3 protein-coding genes are annotated in these 23,780 nt (G+C 37.6%); all 3 read right to left on the bottom strand.

Going from position 1 to position 23,780, the window contains the following annotated elements:
- Positions 1-115: 115 nt before the first annotated feature.
- The 3 genes from DCO46_RS00110 to DCO46_RS23155 all read right to left on the bottom strand — a co-directional run bounded on the left by DCO46_RS00110 (position 116) and on the right by DCO46_RS23155 (position 23,305).
- On the bottom strand, positions 116-1,099 hold the full coding sequence (locus DCO46_RS00110) for a type IX secretion system membrane protein PorP/SprF (RefSeq protein ID WP_243416223.1): 984 nt from the start codon (positions 1,097-1,099) through the stop codon (positions 116-118).
- Positions 1,100-1,142: 43 nt separating this feature from the next.
- Entirely contained in the window at positions 1,143-22,106 is a 20,964-nt protein-coding gene (locus DCO46_RS00105; RefSeq protein WP_116750560.1) for a T9SS type B sorting domain-containing protein, read from the bottom strand.
- Between the two features lie 146 nt (positions 22,107-22,252).
- Positions 22,253-23,305 (bottom strand): sprD domain protein, encoded by a 1,053-nt coding sequence (locus DCO46_RS23155; RefSeq protein WP_243416222.1) that lies wholly within the window; start codon positions 23,303-23,305, stop codon positions 22,253-22,255.
- Between the last annotated feature and the right edge of the window lie 475 nt (positions 23,306-23,780).

Raw genomic sequence — 23,780 nt, 5'->3', positions numbered from 1 at the left:
CTTTTAAAGTAGTATTAAATTTGAAAAAAACAAAAATAACCTATCTCTAACAACGAAAACGTTGTAAATTATGAAAAAAAACAAATTTACTTTTAAAAAACAGAAAATTGGTTGCCTAATCGTGAACCGGACTTTGTGTACAAGGACAGTTACTGATTGATCCAAAGAAATCAAATCCGATGGTTACAACGTGAGTTCCTGTATTATAGTTACCAAGGTCGTTGAACATAACCTGGTATGAATAAGCAAAATAAAATTTAGATTTCATGAAACCTGCCATTGGCCCAACTGATAATGGTTTTGGAAACTGGTCGTTAAGGAAACGATATGAAACTCCAATCCAGTAATAATCTTCGTAACGGTTGTAACGTCTGTACTTAAAGTTAAAATCGGTAGTAGAACGTTTATCACTTGCAAAATACTGATAAAATACAGATGGTTCGTATTCGATACGTCTGTTTTCGCCATCTCTGAACGTATAACCTGTATATACCTGATAGTTGGAAAGTAAATCCGGTTCTATACCTCTGTACTTATTTGTATTTTTCTTTAAAACGTTATTCGCATTAAAACTGATGTAGAAGTCTTTATTACGATATAAAGCACTCACATCAAAGTTGTTATTTGAAGTATAACGATTGTCTGTAATTGAAGGGTCAAAAACTGGTGCTCCTCCGTTTGGATTAGTATAATCGAAATCATTTACATCAATACGGAAACTGTTGAAATTATACGAAAGACCAAAAGACAAATATTGCTTTGAATAATAATCTAAGATCAGGTGATGCGCAAAGGAAACTTTGGCACCCGTCTGTCTTGTGTATCCATTTTTATCATTATACAACGAAACTCCAACTCCGGAACGATCCAGAATTCTGAAATCTGCATACAAAGACTGGTTGTCCGGTGCATCTTTGATTCCAACCCATTGTGTAAGTCCATTGGCCCTAATTCTAAGGTTGTCACCAATACCGGCATACGCAGGTGAAAGTATAAAAGGGTTATCAGCTAGATACTGAGTAAACACTGGTAGGTTTAACTCTTGGCTGTAACTTGTTGTTACAGCCATGAGTACTAAGGATAATAATAATTTTTTCATTGTAATAATTTTTTTAGATAACATCACAGGGGCTATTATTTTGTTATCTGTATAAAGTGAAATGTCCAACAAACTCTCTTGCATCTTTCTCGTCATTTAGTTTAAGAACATACCAGTAATCACCTGTTGGTAATTCGGCACCGTCATATTTACCATCCCATTTTTGACCATAGTGATATTTAGCAATTACACGACCGTATCTGTCAAAGATTTCGAAAGTAAGGTTGTTGTAAATATTTGTACAACCAGGACCCCATTCGTCAAACTGACCATCTCCGTTTGGAGTAAAGTGATCCGGTACGCAAACATCAACATAAATCATTGGAACAACTATTGTTGCCTCACAACCATTTTGATCTCTAACCACTACTTTATAATCTCCGGATTTGTAGATTTTGTATTTGTTATCTGATGTAAATGGCTCATCGTTGAAGCTGTATAGGTAATCTTTTTTACCTCCTACACCGATAACTTCAATTACGTTCATTTCAGTTTTTCCAGCTGAAACTACTGTAATACCCAGTTTAGCAAAACCTTGAATTGTAAACGGCGCTGTTTCTAAAATACAACTATTAGTGTGTCTTACAAATATTTTGTGAGGACCGGCAAGAAGATCTTTAAATTCATTCTCAGCCTGGTAAGGACCATTTATATCATCAAGAGCATAGTCAATATCTGCAGGATCAATTGTTGTATCCAGAACATTTACAGTTACTGTATTCGTTTCACAACCATAAACAACTTCTACTGATGAAGTTAAATCTACCGGTAATGGAACATTAACAGTGATTGTGAATTCACAACCATTAGCATCTTTTACGAACACTTTGTGGATACCTCCTTTGATATTATCAAATGGATGAGGTATTGTTGTAACTGTTTCGTACGTTCCGTTTTTATCATCTAAGCTTACTGTGTAAGGTGTTGTACCTCCCTGGATATCAATTGTAAATCCACCATTAGAGTCACCTAAACATTCTTCTCCGTGTATAGATCCAGGCGTCACTCCTACGAATAATGGAGCTGTTGGTCCTGTAATTTCTACTTCTTGTCTAAATAAACATCCATTCTCATCGTTAGCCAAAATTGTATATGTACCAACTTCTAATCTCTCGAATATTCCAGTATCAAAATATTGGTCAGATCTTGGTGAGATAGAATAAACATAAGCACCTGTACCACCTGCACCAACAACTTCGATTCTACCTGTTTTTTCTCCAAAACAGTATACCGGAGTAACTGTTACTGTAGCAGTAAATGGTGTCGCTGGCTGGCTGATTGTAATTGCTCCCGAAATTTGAGAACAATCTTCACTGTCAACTTTTACGCTGTAAGTTCCTGCAACAAGACCTTCGAATCTGTTATCTGCCTGAGGTCCTGCTAAAACAGTACCAACATTATTATATAATGTATATAGATAGCTTCCTAAACCTCCTGTTGCTGTTGCAACAATAACGGCGCTGTTATCACCTGTACATTTTACTACTGCATTAGATTGATCTAAAGTAAGTGTTAATGGCTCTAAAGGATCAACTTTAATGTCATTTGAAACTACACTCACACAACCTTGTGCATCCTTAACAAAATACTTGTAAGAACCAGGAGCGACATCAAATGTTACCGAAGTAGTAAATGATCCGATCACTGTAGCAAAAGTAGCATCAGCACTGTATGTATAAGGAGCTGATCCTCCAACCGCACTTAACGTAAGCTGAGCTAATGTTGTACATGCTACACCTTTAGATTTCACTAAAGTTGCTTTTACTTCTGTTGGCTGATCTACTACGATGTTACCAGAAGTTGCAGAACAATTAAATCCGTCAGTTACTGTTATTGTATAAGTTCCTGCACCTAAATCAGTGAATACCGGAGATGCCTGAGGACCTGAAGAAATAACCGGATTAGCAGAAACAATATTTAAAGTATATAAATAATTACTTCCCTGACCACCTGTTACGCTTGTAGCAGAAATGGTAGCCGTTTTCTCTCCATAACATGTTAACATTACATCTGGTGATGTTACAATAACGATTGGTGCCGGAACAACTAATGTTGCAGTTGTCGTAGCGATACAATCATTACCATCTTTAACATTTATAGTGTAAACACCTGCAGATAATCCAGAGAATACAGACTGATCAGAATAATCGATCAATGTTGTTCCGCCTAGTACTAACTGGTATTGGTATTTACTATCCCATCCTCCAGTTGCAACAGCTGTAATTATTCCGTCATTGTTACCTGTTATACAAGTAATGTCAGACTGAGTTGTTACTAGTGTCAACGCTGCAGCCGGTTGTTCGATTGTGAACAATGTTGTTACAGTACATTCTGGATTGTTAACCAATTTTGCAACAACAGTATACTGACCTGCAATTAGATTCGCAATATGGAATGGACCTGCATTTGTTGTAGTTCCTGTAAGTGTAAGTGGACCAGTGATTGTGTAATCAAAAGCACCTGCATCATTTGTTGGAACCAGTTGGTTATCCACAAAAGTTAAATCTACACTTCCGTCAGTTGTACCGAAACAGATTTTTCCGTTTACTGTTACTGCTTTAATTTCGAAAGTATTAGGATCATTTACATAATGGATTTTCTCGATTGTACATCCTGTAGCAGGATTTTCAACTTTAATTAAGTAATCTCCTATTATTAAACCTGTGAAAACACCATTTGTATTAGTTTGGTTATAAGTATTTCCGTTCAGACCTGTTACAGTATAATTTAGTAATACCGGTGTTCCTCCTGTTGATGTTACAGATACTGTAATATCTTCATTAGAAATACATGTAACTGCTGTGTTTACCGCAACATTTACAGCATCCATGCTAATGAAAGGATTAATAGTAACCGGAGCTACCGTAGAACCAATACAACCATTATCATCATAAACATTTACAGTGTAATTACCTCCAAGGAAGTTTGATTCGCTATAAACATTTGAAGAACCTGTTTGAACTACTACTCCATTTTTAAGGAATTCGTAAGTAATATAATTTCCTGAACCACCTGTAACTGTGCTTACTGTAATAGTAGCATAATTTGAAGTGTTTGTTCCTGAAGCACAACCATATTGTGCAATTACCGGAGCAGCGACAACAATTGGCTGAGGCTCAGCAATTCTGATATCTTCAGAATCAACACAACCTCTTCCTGATGTAACTGTTACTGTATAATCTCCCGCTTCAAGGTTTTCAAATACATTTAAAGTCTGAGCCGGTCTGCTAACAGCAACACCTAAAACTGTCGTTCCTGTCAATGTATAAGTATAAACCGGGTTATCATTTACGCCTGGTCCGTTTGGAGCCAGATTTGTTGTGATAGATCCGTCTGCAAAACCTTTACATGATACATTTTTACCTGTTAATGTTAATCCTGTAATGATAGTTGCAGGAGCAATTTCAACAGTAACTTCAAATGAACATAAAGTAAGTACATCTCTAACTCTGATAATGTGAGTACCCGGAGCTACATTAATAAATACTGTAGGAGTAGTTGCATAACTAAAACCTCCGTCTAAAGTATATCTGTAATTAGCAGTTCCTGAACCACCAGTAGCAGTAGCAGTGATCGTACCGTTATTTGCCGTACAGCTTGGTAATGCTGTTACAACTGCATCAAGTTGTAATGCCGGTGCAATATTTACAGCAGCTGTTGCCGTAACCTCACAACCATTTGCATCACGTACTGTCACATCATATGTTCCTGAAGGCACTGTGAATGTTGGACTAGTTTGGAAACCATTTCCGATACTGTACTCATAAGGAGCCATACCTGAACCTACACTAACTGTGAATGTAAACTGACCTGTTGGTGATGGACACTGACTTGCAACAACCGCAGTGATAGCAGTTGGCAATGGATCTTCATCAATTACAATTGGAATAAATGTTACACATCCTTTTGAATCAAGAACATAAGCATCCCAGTTCAAACTTACCGCCTGATCTAAAACAGCATTATTACTGTTTGTATAATCTGTTGCAACAGGAGTTGCTCCACTTACAACAAATGCATATTTATAATCTGGTGTTCCACCTGCAGCAGCAACGCTTACCTGAGCTCCAGAGTTACAGTTAGCATTAATATTTCCTGTTTCAGTTAATGTTAATATTGCTGGTTGTCCTACCGTTACAGAGCGTACTGCTTTACAGCCAGTAATTGCATCTGTTACTTCAATTGTATAAGCTCCAGCCGGAAGGTTTGTTAGTGTTACCACTTTTCCTGCCTGAGTGATAGTTCCTGTAGTTGGACCACCAATTAATGCAACTGTATAAGTACCATTGAAATTATCAATATTAAATTTCACTGATCCATTAGCACCTCCATTACAACTAACATCATTTACTAACTGACCGTCAGCAGTAATGTTAACTAGTGGTGCAACTGTATAAGAAGCTTGATCTTTACATCCATTTGCATCAGTTACCTGGAATATGTAGGTATCTGCTGTTAATCCTGTAAATATTCCGCTTGTAGCTCCTGAAGTGTTTGTTACCGCACTTGCCGGAGAAAGAATAACAAAATTTAATGCCCCAACACCATGTGAAACAGCAACAGTAACTGTACTTGTTGTATTTGCAGTTGGTGCACACCAGATTGGTGTTCCGGTAACATTGTCAATTACTGGCGGATCGATTGCCGGAATAGTAATACTTACCGGTACAGCGATAATACAGTTGTTAGCATCTTTAACAGAAGCTGTTATTGTACCTGCGTTAAACGTTGTGTACGTATTAGTTGTTCCGTAATTTGTTCCTCCATTGAAACTATATTGGTAAGGAGCTGTTCCTGTTCCGGCAGTTACATTAATCGTAACAATTGCCGGTTGAGTTGCATTTCCTGAACCACAAGTCAATCCCTGAGTTAGAACTGCTGTCGCTGCAAGAGCTGTTGGCTCTGTAATTGTAGCTATTATAGCTACTGATGTACATTGTTTAGCATCTCTTACAATAATGTTATGAGTTCCGGCAGTTAATCCCGTGAATATATTAGAAGCCTGGAATGGTAATCCGTCGATACTGTACTGATATGGTAAAACACCATTTGCAGCCGTAACAATTACGCTTCCGTTATTTCCTCCAATACAACTAACATTTGTTTGTGTGAATGTTGCTGTTGGAGTTGTTATTGGTGTTACTACCACTGGCATAGATAGTGACTGACATCCCTGACTGTCTGTTACTCTGAAAGTATAAGTTCCGGCAGCAGTTGCAGTGTAAGGAGATGTAGCAGCAGTGTATCCGTTTCCGTTAAAGTCAACTTCGAAACCTGCATAAGTAAGCGTTCCCTGAGTTGCCAATAATGTTATAGTCGCTGCTCCTGCACAATCTAAATCTTTTGTCAGTGTAGCTTTTAATAATAATTCCTGGTTTAGAGTGTATGGACTTTCAACAATACAACCATTACCATCTTTGATATAGAATTTGTAGTTTCCTGGCGCATTCAATACAAAGTTAGGGCTAGATTGGTATCCGTTTCCAATACTGTAAGTTGGAGTTCCAACATATGTTCCAGTGATTGTAATTGGCACTGGCCCTCCAGTGTAGCAATATAATCCTGCAGATGAGTTGATTTTTGGTAAATCATCTGTATCAATTGTTACATCAAGTTTAACAGTACATCCGTTTGCATCCATAGCATAGAAATCCCATTCTGTACTTACTGTTGCATCTAAAACTGCATTGGCAACTGTATCATAATCTAAGATGTTTGGAGTAAATCCGTCAACACCATAAACATATTTGTAGTTTGGAGTACCTCCGCTAGCCAGTACAGTAACTTTTGCACCAAAATTACAATTGGCGTTTACATTACTTACTAAAGCTAAATTCAATACTGTCGGCTGACCAACTACAACAGAAGCCGGAGCAGTACAACCTGTGATTGCATCTGTAACCAGAACTGTATAAGTTCCCGGTACTAAACCTGTAACATTTACAGTATTACCTGTTTGAGTTAAGGTACCAGTTCCTGCTGTTAATGTAGCTGTATAACCACCTGCATAATCAGCAACTGTGAATTTCACAGCACCGTTAGCGCTTCCGTTACAAGTCACATTACTTACTAGTTGACCTGAAACTGAAATATTCGTAACCGGTTTCACAACGTAAGATTCCTGATATGTACATCCGTTAGCATCTGTTACCTGGAATAAGTAGGTATTAGGAGTTAATCCTGTAAATACTGCACTTGCTTGTTTAGCCACTGCAACTGGAGAAAGAATCTCATACTGAAGTGAACCTACACCGTTAATTACATTACTAATTGTAACTGTACTTGTAGTGTTTGCAATCGGAGCACAATAAATTGGTGTACCGTTAATATCCATATTTGTCGGCGGATTCAATGCCGGAATAGTGATTGTAACCGGTACTGCAATGATACAGTTGTTAGCATCTTTTACATAAGCTGTTACTGTACCAGCGTTAAACGTAGTATACGTGTTAGCTGTACCATAGTTTGTTCCTCCGTTGAAACTGTATTGGTAAGGAGCTGTTCCTGTCCCGGCAGTTACATTAACTGTAACAGTTGCTGCCTGAGTAGCATTTCCTGTACTGCTACAAGTTAATCCCTGCGTTAGAACTGCTGTTGCTGCAAGAGCTGTTGGCTGTGTAATTGTAGCTGTTATAGCTACAGATGTACATTGCTTAGCATCTCTTACGATAATGTTATAAGTTCCTGCAGTTAATCCTGTGAATATATTAGAAGTCTGGAATGTTCCTCCGTTAATGTTGTACTGATATGGTAAAACACCATTAGCAGCCGTAACAATTATACTTCCTGTATTTCCTCCGATACAACTAACATTTGTTTGTGTAAATGTTGCAGTTGGAGTTGTTATTGGTGTTACTACTACCGGAATAGATAGTGACTGACATCCCTGACTGTCTGTTACTCTGAAAGTATAAGTTCCGGCAGCAGTTGCAGTGTAAGGTGATGTAGCAGCAGTATATCCACCTCCATTAAAGTCAACTTCGAAACCTGTATAAGTAAGTGTTCCCTGAGTTGCCAATAATGTAATAGTTGCTGCTCCTGTACAATCTAAATCTTTTGTCAGCGTAGCATCTAATCTTAATTCCTGGTTTAATGTATATGGTCTTGATACGATACAACCGTTACCGTCTTTAATATAGAACATATAGTTTCCTGGTGCGTTCAATACAAAGTTAGGGCTCGCCTGATATCCGTTTCCAATACTGTATGTTGGAGTTCCAACATAAGTTCCTGTGATCGTAATTGGTACTGGTCCTCCAGTGTAGCAATATAATCCTGCAGATGAGTTGATTGTTGGGAATGCATCTGTAGCAATTACTACATCAACTTTCTGAGTACAATTATTAGCATCTTTTACGTAAACATCCCAATTTGCATCAGCAGCATTTAAAACTGCATTGGCAACATTAGTGTAATCGCCTGCAAGAGGAGTTACCCCGTCTTTAACGAATGCGTAAACATAATTAGGTGTTCCTCCTGTTGCTGCAACTTCAACTTTAGCACCGATGTTACAATTTGCATTTACATTTGAAACTACAGTAATCGCTAAAACTGGTGGCTGAGTAACATTTACAGAAGTTGAATTAATACAACCTGTAATAGCATCAGTTACCTCAACTGTGTAAGTTCCCGGTACCAGACCTGTAACATTTACAGTATTACCTGTTTGAGTTAATGTACCTGTTCCTGCAGTTAATGTAGCTGTATAACCTCCTGCATAATTAGCAACTGTGAATTTCACAGCACCATTAGCGTTTCCGTTACAAGTTACATTGTTTACTAGTTCACCGGAAATTGTAATATTTGTTACCGGAGCAACAGTAAATGATTTTTGATCTTTACAACCATTATCGTCTGTTACTTCGAATAAATAAGTATCAGGATCTAATGAAGTAAATATTCCTGATGAAGCTCCCGAAACATTTGTTGTTGCACTAGCTGGTGATAAAATCGCATAAGCTAATGTACCAACACCATTTGTCGTTGTAATAGTAACAGTGCTTGTTCTGCTGGCTACTGGATTACAATAAACTGGTGTTCCGGTAATATTTGTAATAGTTGGAGGATTTAAAGCCGGGATGTCAACTCCATTTACCAGAGTAAATATACATCCGTTAGCATCTTTGACAAGAACATTAAATGTTGTTCCGGCAAAAGCCTCATATGTATTTGTGCTTGTGTATGTAGCACCATTATCAAAACTATATAAATAGTTTGGAGTACCATTTGCACCTGTTACAGTAACCAACGCTTTAGTTGGTACATTTCCTGTTGCACAAGTCAACGGAGTTGTAAGAGTTGAAGTAGCAGTTAATGCAGTTGGCTGTACAATAGTTATTGGTGTACTTGGGTAAAGACAAGATTTACTATCTCTAACCGTAATGATATATGAAGTTCCTGCAGCTAATCCTGTAAATACATTTGATGTCTGGAAAGTTCCGCCATCTAATTGATATTGATAAGGACCAACGCCAGTAGTTACATTAACTGTAATGGTACCGTCTGCACCTCCAAAACATTTAACCGGTGCTTGTACTGTTGTGAAAAGTGTAGCCGGTATTGGGTCTAAAGTGAATGTTGCAGTAGCCTGACATGATGGTAAAGGCAACTTCGCATCGCTTACTCTGAAAACATAATTTCCTAAAACGCTTGTTGAAAGTACATTTGAAGGCATAGTAGTGAAACCACTTCCATTTACAGAATATTCATAAGTGTAAAGTGTGTTGTATCCACCAGTAGCAGTCAAAGTAATTGTTGCATTTGGAGTACCTGTACAATCTAATTCTTTTGTCAAATTAGCAGCTAATTGTAATTGCGGTTTCACTTCATAAGTAGTCGTTGCAATACATCCGTTACCATCTTTAATTGCTAAAGTATAGACTTTCGGAGCATTAAATGTAAAGGTCGGACTTGTTTGGAAAACGCTTCCGTCTACACTATAAGTTGCTGCGCCAACAATTGCAGGATCTACTGTTCCTGTTATTGTAAATGTAAATGGATTTCCATCATAACAAATTAAAGCCGGGGCTGTAATTGTAGGGTCTGCATCTTTATCTAATGTAATTGAAACTTGTTTAATACAACCATAAGCATCTTTTACATATGCAATATAATTTCCTGCATTTCTGTTGAAAGTATTAGCTGCAGCCCAACCAGCACTAACAGCCGTTGGAGCCGGAGCTGTAGCAAGCAATAACTGGTATGTATATGGAGCAGTTCCATCTTTTGCAATGGCAGTTATAACTCCTGAATTAGGGTTACAATTTGCATTTTTAGAAACAGAAGCTGTAATAGATAAATCAATTGCAGATTGAGTAATATTAAACGGAACAGTTGCAATACTACATCCTGCATGAGTTGCACCAGCCGTTTCTCTTACGACAACAATATAATTACCAAAAGATAATGGTCCTAAATTAGTCACATTCAATGTTCCATTTGGAGGAACAGATCCTGTACCTGAAATTCCGGTTGAAACTAATGTTTGAGAATTTAATATCTCATAACTAACCGGAGTTGCTGCTGGATAAACGCTGTTAATAGCAAAAGATACATTTCCGTTAGCACTTCCTCTACAAGTAACATTATTAGCCACAAGCGCACTTGTAGTTAATGTTGAACTTGTTGGAATAGCGAATTGAGCTGTTTCATAATAGTAACAACCTGTTCCGGCATCATGTACAATGAAAGTGTATTTAACACCTGGTAATAAGTTTGGTATAGTTGTTTTTTTACTTCCCGGAGTTCCTAAAACATCTTCATTATACCATGGTAAAGTAGTTGGCGAAGTGTAAGTCATTCCAGGACCTGTGTACACTGCAAAGTGGAATGGTCCATTACCTGTAATATTAGTAGATAATGCTCCAATTGCAACTACAGCAGAACCCAGACTAGAACAATCTGCAGGTGGCGGTGTTACAGTAATATCCAAATCTTCAGGCGGAGATGCCACTAATACATTTTGAATTAGTTTAGAACATCCGTTAGCATCTACTATATTAATTTGGTATAAACCAAAGTCTACAACATTGAAATTTACAGAAGTAGTTCCAAGGTTATTTAATTCAGACTGATTATATCCATTAACACCTGTTACAAAATAGTTGTAAGGACCAACTCCTCCAACAACGCTGTCAACAATCACTGACCCTTTAGAAACACCAGCACCAGTACAGGTAATTGGCACTGCATGATGAACCACAACAATATCAGCTGGCTGAGCAATAGGAAATGGGAAGGTATCTGTACAACCTTTTGCATCTCTAACAGTAATTATATAATTACCTGCTGCTAAACCAGATGTTTGAGTACCATAGTTTACACCAGTTGTAGTATTCAGTACAGTATATACAAATGGAGCTTGTCCAGCAGTATTATCAATAGTTATAGAAATAGCCGCATTTGTATCCCCATAACAAGAAATAAACTGAGTCTGAACAACATTCGTAATATCAGGATTAACCGGAGTGGTTATAATAACCGGAGTGGTAGTTACAAATATACAACCTCTTGAATCTGTAACTGTGAAAGTATAACTTCCAGCAACCGTAGTATTAAATACATTACTAGCCATTGCAGTTTCTGTTAGATCACCTGCTTCTTTATACTCGTATGTATAAGGAGCCGTTCCTCCATTTGGTGTTAAAGTAACCTGAGCAGCTGTTGGGACTGAACAAGTAATGTCTTTATCCAATACTGCTGTTAAACCTAGCTTATTATCAACAATAACAACATTACTGTCAGCAGTACAGCCGTTACCATCTTTAATTTTAATGGTGTAGTTTCCAGGAGTAGTTATTGGGAAAGTATTACCTGTCTGGTATGAAGCACCATTATTTATACTATACGTTAACGGTGCAACTAATCCTGTTCCGGGAGTTGCAGTAATTGTATATGTTCCAACTCCAAAACACTGACCTGTAGCCGAAGCTGTAACAGTAGGAACAGCATCTTTTGTAATTGTAATATCTAATTTAAATGTACATCCGTTAGCGTCAATTACATGAACGTCCCAGTTTAGACTAACTGCCGGGTCTAAGTTTGCTTTATTATTATTTGAATATGCTCCAGCTGGTAAACCGTCCTGTACAAATGAATATCTGTAAACTGGTGTTCCTCCTGATGGAGTAACTGTAACTTCTGATGTTGATACAAAACAATTTCCATTTATAGCAGCATAAGTTGCTGATAAAGCAGCTGCCGGCTGACTAATTGTGATTGATTCATTAGCTGTACATCCTGTTGCATTATCAGTAACAACGATAGCATAAGCTCCTGCAACCAGGTTTGTCAGGTTAATGGTTGGAGAAGTCTGAGCCAAAACGGGAGCTCCTCCATTGATTGTATAGCTGTATGTTGTAGCAAAACCAGAAACAGTATATCTGATAGATCCTGTGTTTCCTGCGTTACACAATACATCGCTTAATTTATTACCTAAAACAGTTATCGGAGTAACCGGGTTAATAGTATATGATTCTGTATAATAACATCCGTTGGCATCTGTAACTTTAAACATATAAGTACCAGGCGCAAGGTTTGCGAAAGCATTAGATGTTTGTTTTGCAATAATTACAGGAGATGGTGCAATAGTTTCAAATTGTAAAGTTCCAACACCATTAGTAGTTGTTAAAGTAACTGTTGTTGTTGTAGCAGTACATGTAACTGGTAGTGAAGCAAAAGCTAAATCTGTCGGAGGGTTTAATCTCAATAAAGTTCCTGAACCAGAAACGGTACATCCTTTTGCATCTTTAACGATATAAGTATAAGGCTGGTCAGCTCCGTTATCATTTAATGTTAATACATTATTTGATCCGAATCCGCCTCCGTTAAAACTATATTGATATCCTGCTGTTCCTGTTCCTGCTGTTACATTAACAGTAACTGTTCCTGCCACTTTTCCATTAGTAGTGTTACATGAAAATGGAACTGTAACAGTTGTTGCTGCAAGAGTTAGTGGCTGTGTGATTGTTACAGCTACTGAACCTGTACATCCTTTACTGTCTTTTACGTAGAAAGTATAAGCACCTGCAGCCAATCCTGTGAACGTTGGATTTACTGTAAATCCTGTTGTAGCATTGTTGCTATAAGTAAAGTTTCCTGATCCTCCTGCACCTGTAAGGGTTACAGAACCGTCTAAAGCTCCGTTACAACTAGCATTTGTCTGTGCTGCTGTAACTGTTGGGTTTGTAATTGGGGCAACAGTTACTACCGCAGTTTTTGAACATCCGTTTGCATCTGTTATAACAAATGTATACGTATCTGCATTTGCAGGTGTAACTGAATAAGTGAATGTCGGACCTGCAATTGGAGCACTTGCTGCGCTTGGCGTACCTGCACCTTTTTGAACGGTATAAGTAAACTGACTTCTTCCTCCGCCAATTGTAACTGTAATAGTCGCATTTGGAGTAGCAGTACAATCTAATTCTTTTGTAACGGTACCTGCAGCTGTTAGCTGAGGGTAAACGATTGTAGCAGCCGGAGCTGAAGCAATACATCCGTTTTTATCTTTTACATAAATAGTATAAGTTCCTGAAGCAACACTAAATACATTTGAAGTCTGGAAATTTGTTCCGTCTTTACTGTAAGTTAATGGAGCTAATCCTGTTCCTGTAGCGGTAATTGTAAATGTGCTTGCAGAACCAGTACATTGGTTGTTTACCACTGCAGTAACTGAAGGCATTGCGTCAAGAATAACCGTTGCAGTAGATTTAGCGATACAACCGTTTGCATCTTTTACATAAACATCCCATACTAAATCAGCACCTGAATTAGTATCTACTGTAAGTATATTACTGTTTCCATAACCTGATGATGGAGCAGTTGATGGGTTTTTCGCGAAAACATAAGTATAATTTGGAGTTCCGCCAGTAGCAGTAACCGTAATTTGTGAATTGTCATTATTACAATTTACGTTTGTAGCAACAGCAGAAGTAATTCCTAATGCATTTGCCGGTTCACCGATAGTAAGCCCTATAGAACTAGTACATCCTGTAGCTGAATCAGTAACCTGAATTGTATATGTTCCGGCAACAGCGTTTGTTAAGGTAAGGATATTACCTGCTTTTGCAATTGTAGCTGTATTTGGAGTTAAGGTATAAGTATAAGCTCCGGCAGTTGCATTACCAGAAACGGTATAAGTTCCTGATCCTGTATTTCCGCCTTTACATAAAACGTCGCTTGTTTTATTGCTGATAACTGAAATCGGAGTAACCGGATTTACAATATAAGCTTCAGTATAATAACAACCATTAGCATCTGTAACTCTGAATGTATAAGTTCCAGGCGCAAGGTTTGCGAAAGCATTTGAAGTTTGTTTTGGGATAATTACTAACGAAGGAGCAACTGTCTCATAACGTAATGTACCAACACCATTAACAGCTGTTAAAGTAACTGTTGTTGTTGTAGCATTACATGTAACTGCCGGTGAAGCAAAAGTTAAATCTGTCGGAGGATTCAATCTCAATAAAGTTCCTGAACCTGTAACCGGACATCCTTTTGCATCTCTAACCGCATATGTATATGGCTGATCAGCTCCGTTATCGTTTAATGTCAATACATTATTTGCACTGAATCCGCTTCCGTTGAAGCTATATTGATAAGGTGCAGTTCCTGTTCCTGCCGTTACATTAATAGTAACTGTTCCTGCTACTTTTGCATTTGAAGTATTACAAGAGAATGGTACTGCTGTAACTGTTACTGCCAAAGTTGTTGGCTGACCAATTACAACTGCAACTGAACCTGTACATCCTTTACTGTCTTTTACATAGAAAGTATAAGAACCTGCTGCTAATCCATCAAAAATGGCATCAGTAGTAAATCCTGTTGTAGCATTGTTGCTATAAGTAAATCCACCAGATCCTCCTGCACCTGTAAGGGTTACTGAACCATCTGCAGTTCCATTACAACTAGCATTTACTGGAACTGCTGTAACTGTTGGATTTGTGATTGGGTCTACTTTTGTTACTGCAGTAGTCTGACATCCGTTTGCATCTGTAATAACAAATGTATAGGTATCAGCATTTGCCGGAGTAACCGGGAATGTAAATGTTGGACCTGCAAGTGAAGCACTTGGTGCGCTTGTTGCTCCGGCTCCTTTTCTTGAAGTGTAAGTAAATGGACCTTTTCCTCCTGTGATTGTTACTGTAATAGTAGCGTTTGGAGAAACTGTACAATCTAATTCTTTGGTTACAGAACCAACAGCAGTTAATCTTGGATAGATAACTAATGCTGCAGCTGTTGTAGCTGTACATCCGTTTTTATCTTTTACTGTAACTGTGTATGTTCCTGCTGCAACACTAAATATGTTTGAAGACTGGAAATTTGTTCCGTCAATACTATATTGTAGTGGAGCTAATCCTGTTCCGGTTGCTGTAATATTAAATGTATTTCCAGTACCTGTACATTGGTTATTATTTGTAGCTGTTACTGTTGGTAAATTATCTTTAGCAATCGTAACCGTGTTTTTAGTAACACATCCGTTTACATCTTTCGTATAAACATCCCATGTTACATCAACACCTGAATTTGTATCTACTGTTAGTACATTACTGTTTGCATAACCAGCTGTTGGTACAGTTGATGGGTTTTTCGCAAAACCGTAAGTATAATTTGGAGTTCCGCCAGTAGCAGTAACCGTAATTTGTGAATTGTCATTATTACAACTTACATTAGTAGAAGTTGTAGTAAAAGTCAATGCATTTGCAGGTTCAGTAATAGTGATTGCTTTACTAGCCTGACATCCGGTAGCATTATCGGTTACCTGAATTGTATAAGTACCTGCTGTAGCATTTGTTAATGTAAGGACATTACCCGCTTTTGTAATCGTAGCAGTATTTGGGCTTAATGTATACGTATAAGCTCCAACTGTTGCATTACCGGAAACGGTATAAGTACCAGATCCTGTATTTCCTCCTTTACATAAAACATCACTTGTTTTATTAGCTGCAACATCAATTGGTGTTACTGCATTTATTGTAAAAGGTTTTTCAAAATAACATCCGTTAGCATCGGTAACCTTAAAGTTATAAGTTCCTGCAGCTAATCCTGCAAATACACCTGTAGTATTCGTAGCAACAGATGCTGCAGGTGACGTGATAGAATATGTTAATGCACCTACTCCATTTGTAGCTGTTGCAGTAACTGTTGTTGTAGTCGCTGTACAAGTAACATTTGCAGCACTGAATGTTAAATTCGTAGGTGGGTTTAATCTGTTTATTGTAATTGTCTGAACCGGAGTTTTACAACCCTGAGCATCTTTAACTACATAAGAAATAGTTTGGTTGGTACCATTATCGGTAACAGATAAAGTACGTGTACTTGTAAATACAGTACCTCCGTCAAAACTATATTCGTAAGGAGCCGTTCCGGTAGTTGGAACAGCTATTGTAACAGTAGCTGCCTGTTTTACATTTGATGCATTACATGTAAATGTTGTTGCAGTTGCAGTAGCTGTTAAAGTTGTTGGTTGCGTAATTGTTATACTTCCTACAGCAGATTTACATCCTTTACTATCCATTACCTGGTAAGAATAAGTTCCGGCTGCTAATCCTGAATAATCTGACTGAGCTATGAAAGTTGCACTTCCGTTAAAGCTATAGGTATATCCTCCTGATCCACCTGCACCAACTAATTGTACAGATCCTGTTGAAGCACCGTTACAGGTAGCATCAACTTTAGAAGCCGTTACCGTTGGATTTGTGATAGGATTAATAGTTGCGCTGGTTGTTGTAACACAGCCTTTTGAATCTGTTATTTCAAAAGTATAAAGATCAGCAGCTGGCGCCGGATAAACAAATGATGTTCCCGTTACTGCTACACTAGAACCGTAAGATCCTGTTCCTCTTTTAACTTTATAGGTAAAATTAGCCGTTCCGCCAGTAATTGTAACTGTTATTGAAGCATCTGGAGATGTAGTACAATCTAATGTTTTAGAAATTGCTGCACTTCCTTTTAATTCTGGTGCAATAACAATATTACTTACTGTTGCAGTACAGTTATTACTATCTCTAACTACTACATTGTGTGTACCAGGACCAACATTTGTAAACGTATTAGAATTTTGAGCAGGTGCTCCATCCAAACTATATGTTAAAGTTCCTGTTCCTGTAGCTGTAACTACAAGTGTAGATTGGTTTGTTGTATCATAACATAAATCTGAACTTGCTGCCAAAGATGCCGTTGGTAAATTTGGAGCATTGATATCAACACGTACTGAAGCCGGAGATGAACATGAATTAGCATCTCTAGCCACTACTGTGTAAGATCCTGTAGCTACATTGGTAAATACGTTAGATGACTGGAACGGAACTACAACTGTAACACCATTTGTCTGTCTTAATTCGTATTGATAATTAGGTGTTCCTCCATTAGCTGTTGCTGTTATAGAAGCACCATTTGTACAAGTTGGCTGTGCCGTAACCTGAGCTGTAACCGTCAAGGCAGATGGCGCTTTGATTACTTGTGAGAATGGGAATACACAACTAGATGCTGAAGAATCAAAACGAACTCTTATCGCATATGTTTTATCTGATAATCCTGTAGCTGTTACAGGAGATACTTTTGAGTTAACCCAAGTTGTACCGTTATCTAATGAATAATCAAATCCGTAAGGAAGATTAAAGTTTTGAGCTGCAATAGTAATTTCTCCATTATTAGAACCAGCACAAGTAAGATCTTTAAATCCTGTGATAGAAGCACTAAATGCTTTATTGCTGTCAATAACAATAGGGAAATCTTTTTGACTGATACATGATTTTGGAATCTGACGAACCCAGATATCATCAATAACCAGGTCATTTCCTCCGTAGTCAACACTTCCTGAACGAATTCTGAATGTTAGGTTTGTATTGTTACCCGGGTTTAATGAAAGGTTGATAGGTACCCATTTTGTTCTGTTTGGATCATTTGAAGCTTCTGCAATTTTTCCTGTATCCTGTGTTGCAACAACTACACCAGCACTGTTAACCAGCTCAAATCTTACAATCGGAGCTGCACCATCCTTGCCCTGGTTTAATAAATTGGCAACATATAAATCAACCATTACCGGCTGATTAGGAATAACATCTACAATAGGTTTGCTATATAAAATTCCGTAAGGACCTGCAGCAGAACCGATATTTACTAATAAATATCTTCCATTTTCATCAACTCCATTAGTAGTATGATCTTTAAATGGGAACCATGCTGTATCATTTCTCCAGAAGAAACTAGCAACAGAGTACTGATTATCTTCAACTGAACGTGTTGGATTTCCGTTTAGAGAACATGTATAAGGAGGATTTACTCTCTGGTCATTGAAACAATAAGCTGATGCAATACCAGGAGACGTTGTAGGTGAACCAGAACCGAAGTTTTCTATTAATAAGTTACTGTATGTTGGTACAGAAACTAAAGTATATTTTACACTAACGGTGTGTGATCCTGAAGGAACGTTTAAGAAAACATTCGAAGGAGTATTTGTATTTAATACGTTATCTAAATAATATTCGTAAGTATAATTTGCTCCACCACCGTTTGTTACCGTAACTGTACTAGTTGCTGTTCCGTTACAATTAAATACAGGAGCACCAACAGCGATTGTAGGATCAGCTGGTTTTGGATCTAAAATAACTCCAGGCATACTGTATACACAACCTTTTGAATCTTTTACATAAAGAGTATAAGTTCCGGCCGCAACATAAGCTTCATTAGAAGGACCATAGATATTACCTCCGTCAAAACTGTAAGTATATGGAGGTGTTCCTCCCTGAGGATTAGTGATACGAACTTTACCATAACCGTTTCCGGAAGGGTCACAACCTGCTAATTCTGAAACTCCTGCAGATGCTGATAATGCATTTGCCGGTTCAGTAATTGTGATTGATGTAGCAGGATCTGTACAAGTTGTTCCTAATAAAGTATATCTAACTACAATACTATAAGTACCGCCTGAAAGATTAGGGAACACAGGGTTGGTTGTAAATGTACCACCATTAATACTATATTCTAAAGTATATCCGTTGGCATTTGTTACATTAACTGTAATTTGTGTTTTTTCACCACTACAATTAATATCTGTTTTTGTTACTGTATAAACCGGTTTCGGATTTGCCGTTACAGTAATAGATGTTGTAGTACTACAGTTATTAGAATCTACAACTACTATATCATATTTACCTGGTGCGGTAACAATAATTTCGTTTGATGTTTCGAAAGTAGTAGATCCGTTTACAAAATAAAAATAAGGTGCAGTTCCTCCAGTTGTAGTAACAACAATTTTTCCGTCGCTACAAGTTGTAAGCGGAACAGTTAAAGCTGCCGTAGCGCTGATTGCTGCCGGAGCCGCCTGTAACGCCTGAGTCTCTACAACCTTACAATCGCTTGTAACCGTATTTCCTGCAATAGTAATATTTCCGCTATAAACTTCAATTGAATAGTTTATACCAGGATTTAAATTAGGAAAAACATAATGGCTGTCATTTGTTGGCCCAAAACTGTTTACCAGTGTAGTACCATTATATATTCTGTACAAATATTGTCCATCTACATTATTAGCAGCAACATCAATTGATCCTTTACCGTCAGAACATAAAGCATTCGTTACCGTTTTAGTAATGGTAAGATTTCTGTTTCTGATTTGAATTCCAGGAATTGTAAAATCACAAGGGTTTGTAGTAACACCAATTTGTCTGATGTGAACTGTATAAAATCCCGGAGTTGCGATAGAGAAAATGTTACTTGGCTGGTAAGTTCCAATTGCACCGTTAGGATCTGCACTAATTGCATATTCGTAACCGCTCGGAACACCACCTACAGTAATACTACCATTTTTAGAACAAGTAATATCAGTATGTGTTTCAGTCGCATTTAATTTGTTTTCGTAAACATTAAAATAAAAACGGTTGAAACAAGCACCTGCATAATTTATTGTTAAACGATACTGTCCTGCTGTATTTGCTAAGTAGTCAGGTCCTGTAAAAACATGACTCCATCCGGTACAGTCTTTGTCTTCGTTCGGACAAAGTTTATTATTGCTAGGACAAATTGCCGTATCTAATTTTTCCCAAACAATTGATGAAGTAGTTTCTGTAATGTTTGTTTTAATTAATTTCGATGCATTATTTCCACATAAGTAAATATTTGGAAATGGTTTTCCGGTATCAGGACAAGTTACTACCTCATCTGCAGACGCAATTACCGGGTTTGTCGCTGTATTACCAAATCGTGTAACAATAAATTCCTGGTAGATTGATCTACAAGGTGCCGCAGCTAAATTGTAAACATAATAAGTACCAGGGTTTTTTACATTTAATGTTTGTCCTTTTCCAATTACTACAGTATGAGCAGCATCACTATACCATGTGTAATCTGAATAGCCATTTGCTGCAACCAAGTCAACATCATCCTTACATAAAGTAACGTTTGCAGAAAATTTACAGCCATCAACACCAACTAAAAAGTTAGTCGCTTTTGGTATAAGGATACAACCCGTGTTGGTATTAACACTCGGGTCATCAGAAATTGTAAAGGTAGGGTTTAATGTTCCTTTGTATGTTGCATAAGCCGAGTTGTCAATACTGTTAGAACAAGCTTCGCTCAACATACTACAATCCGGAACTACTTGTACATTAAAAGTAATTGTTTTAACCGGGTCACCAACTTTTACTACTGAATTATTAACGTTAAAAACAATATTTCGAGTCGCTGCATTATAGCTTTGAACGGTTACTCCTGTTGGTAACGGACCAAGATCGGCAGGATAATTAAAAATAATATTTATAGGCAATTGATCTCGGATGGTAAAAGATGTTGCATTATCATTACCTGTATTTTGAAAACCAATTTCATAAGATAATTTTTGCCCTAAAGTAACATTCTGGCCTCCAATCTCAACTCCCTTATCATTTTTTACGATTTTGGTAAGTACAATTTTTGGCTCAATAATATCTACGGCAAAAGCATTAAAATAGAAATAATAAATATCTAAGTTACTTCCTAAACGGATATTAGCAGAAGTATCACCATTTTTGATAACACTTCCTCCCGGATTTCCTGTAGTTGCGGGATTCGGTATATTTAAAATTCCTGCATCAAAACCTAATGTATTACTACTGCTAGGATTACGATTAGTAAAAAGTTCAGGTGTATTTGTTACTGTATTTATATAAGAAACAGTACTATTAAAAAAGTTATTTGACGGACGGATAGCAGTTCCGGCATTATTCGTTGCTCCAATAGTAGATCCGTTGATTTGAAGGAAATCACCTGAGTAAGGTCTGTCACCCTCAATTGCACTAAACGCATATTTAGCACGAACCGGTCCGCTAGGAATAGTTTTAAATCCTGAAACCGGAATTGTTAAGTTGTTTGTACTACTGATAATACTAAAACCATCAAAAGACGTAATATATTTACTAGGCAGTTTTGGATCTTCGTAAACCACAAACAAAGACCAACCTGCAGAAAGACCTTCTTCATTCGGTCTTGCTCCTGTTAGAGTTGAAACATTCGCCACCGTATAAGTACCAGTACCCTGAGCACTAACTAAAGAAGTTACATCAGCATAACAAGCATAGGAATTTGTTTTTCCGTTTGTTGCATTCTGATAATAAATTCTTGTTCCTTTTATATTTTCGTATGCTGTAGCATTTGGAACTTTGAATTTAACATCTTCAATAGCTGCCGAACCTTTTACTACGGCACTCCAATACAATCCTGCATAAACAATTTTATAACAACCTGTATTACTTGGAACGATCAAGTCGGCACTACTGGAATTTACAGTAGTATTATCCGTATCAATATCGACATTAACCATGTTGCCAATATCGTTATTAGCTGTACCGGTCGTATTATAATTATTCGTTTTATGCTGGCTCAGAATGTTGTTTCCTATCAAAAGCATATCACCTTTAATAGAATTATCATACCTCGTTTTAAAAGGAACGACAGGCGTCTGGCCAAAAAACTCATGACTAATCAGCAAAAAGACAATTGCTAATAATACTTTGTTAATAGTAGGTTTTCTCATAATCGTATGGTTTCAGTTTAACTAACTATCTCTCTGAAGGGGCATTCAAAAAAACAATATGTAATCTTAATTTATTTTTAACTTTTTAATATGTACTTCTCAAAACAAGAAGTTGCCAGCCATATTTATTCTTCAATAATCTTTTATTAATTCTCCACTTTTACGATGGCCATTTTCCCGTTATATGGCTTGCTCCCTTTAGTTCCTAAAGCTTGCTGAGCCTCAGATAATCCTTCGAATTTATCGTAATAGATGTAATATTTACTTGTTGCGATATTGTAGAAGAAATTAATATTTGTAACTCCTGCAGCAACTGCTTTCGTTAAGAATTCATCTCTCTTTTCAACGCTGCTGTGTACCGCAACAATCATATAGTAACCACTTTCAGAATTTTTGATATTCTTGATAATCTGCATATTTGACTGGTCTTCTCCAAAATCAAAATCACTTGCAGTTAATGGTGTGCTACTAGGTTTTGTTGTTTCCTTAATACGTTTCAGAGCAGCCAGATCCTGTGCATATCTTCCCTGGTCATTTTCGTATGCCGCCTGTTTAATTCTACGTTTTTTCTCGATTTCAGTTTCAGCTTTAATACGCTCTAAATTTGCCAGTAAGTCTATACTATCCTGCTCCATTTTAAGCTGTGCCGCTTTCAGCTGATTTATTTTTTCAAGATAAGCTTTGTTTAAAGCATCATTTTTATTTGGTACTTTTTTAAGTCTTTCGTTATATAAATTAGTCAGTTTAGCAATCTCGTCTTTTTGTGCTTTATTCGCTTCAGCAATCTGTAATTTCAAAGCTTCTAACTGGCTGTTTTCTGCCGCAACACTTTTAAATGGTTTAGGTTCTTTATAAATACCTTTATCACTTAAGTCATTTTCTTCCCTTAAATCATTAAGGTCTTTTTGTTTGTTAGCCACTGTTGCATTAAACTGTGCCAATAAATCGCTTTGTGTTTTGGCTCCGGCATCCAGAGATTGCGTCAGATTATCTATAGCTTTTGCTGTTTCATCTTTTTGAGATGCCAGTAATTTTGCCTGAGCTTCTGCATCAGCTTTGGCTTTAGCTTCTGCTGCAAGTTTGGCTTCTTCTGCTAATTGTAATTGTCTTATTTCTTCCTGAGCTTTTAATTTCTCATTTGCTTCTGCATCGGCTTTCGCTTTGGCATCGGCTAATAATTTAGCCTGAGCTGCTTCCATATCGGCTTTTGCTTTTGCGTCTGCCGCTAACTTAGCTTGTGCTTCCGCGTCAGCTTTCGCTTTGGCGTCTGCTGCAAGTTTCGCCTGAAGTGCTTGTGCATCAGCTTTCGCTTTAGCATCTGCTGCTAATTTAGCTTGTTGAGCTTCCGCATCGGCTTTCGCTTTGGCGTCTGCTGCTAATTTTGCTTGTTGAGCTTCGGCATCTGCCTTCGCTTTGGCGTCTGCTGCTAATTTAGCCTGAAGTTCTTCTGCGTCTGCTTTAGCTTTGGCGTCTGCTGCTAATTTAGCTTGTTGAGCTTCCGCATCGGCTTTTGCTTTGGCGTCTGCTGCAAGTTTGGCTTGTAATGCTTCCGCGTCTGCTTTAGCTTTGGCGTCTGCTGCTAATTTAGCCTGTAATGCTTCTGCGTCTGCTTTAGCTTTGGCATCTGCTGCAAGTTTCGCTTGTAATGCTTCTGCATCGGCTTTCGCTTTGGCG

Origin of the sequence: Flavobacterium sp. HTF (assembly GCF_003105115.1) — a bacterium.
Lineage (GTDB): Bacteria > Bacteroidota > Bacteroidia > Flavobacteriales > Flavobacteriaceae > Flavobacterium.
The sequence above is the reverse complement of the archived record's forward strand: the minus strand, read 5'-3'. Positions and strand labels throughout refer to the sequence as shown.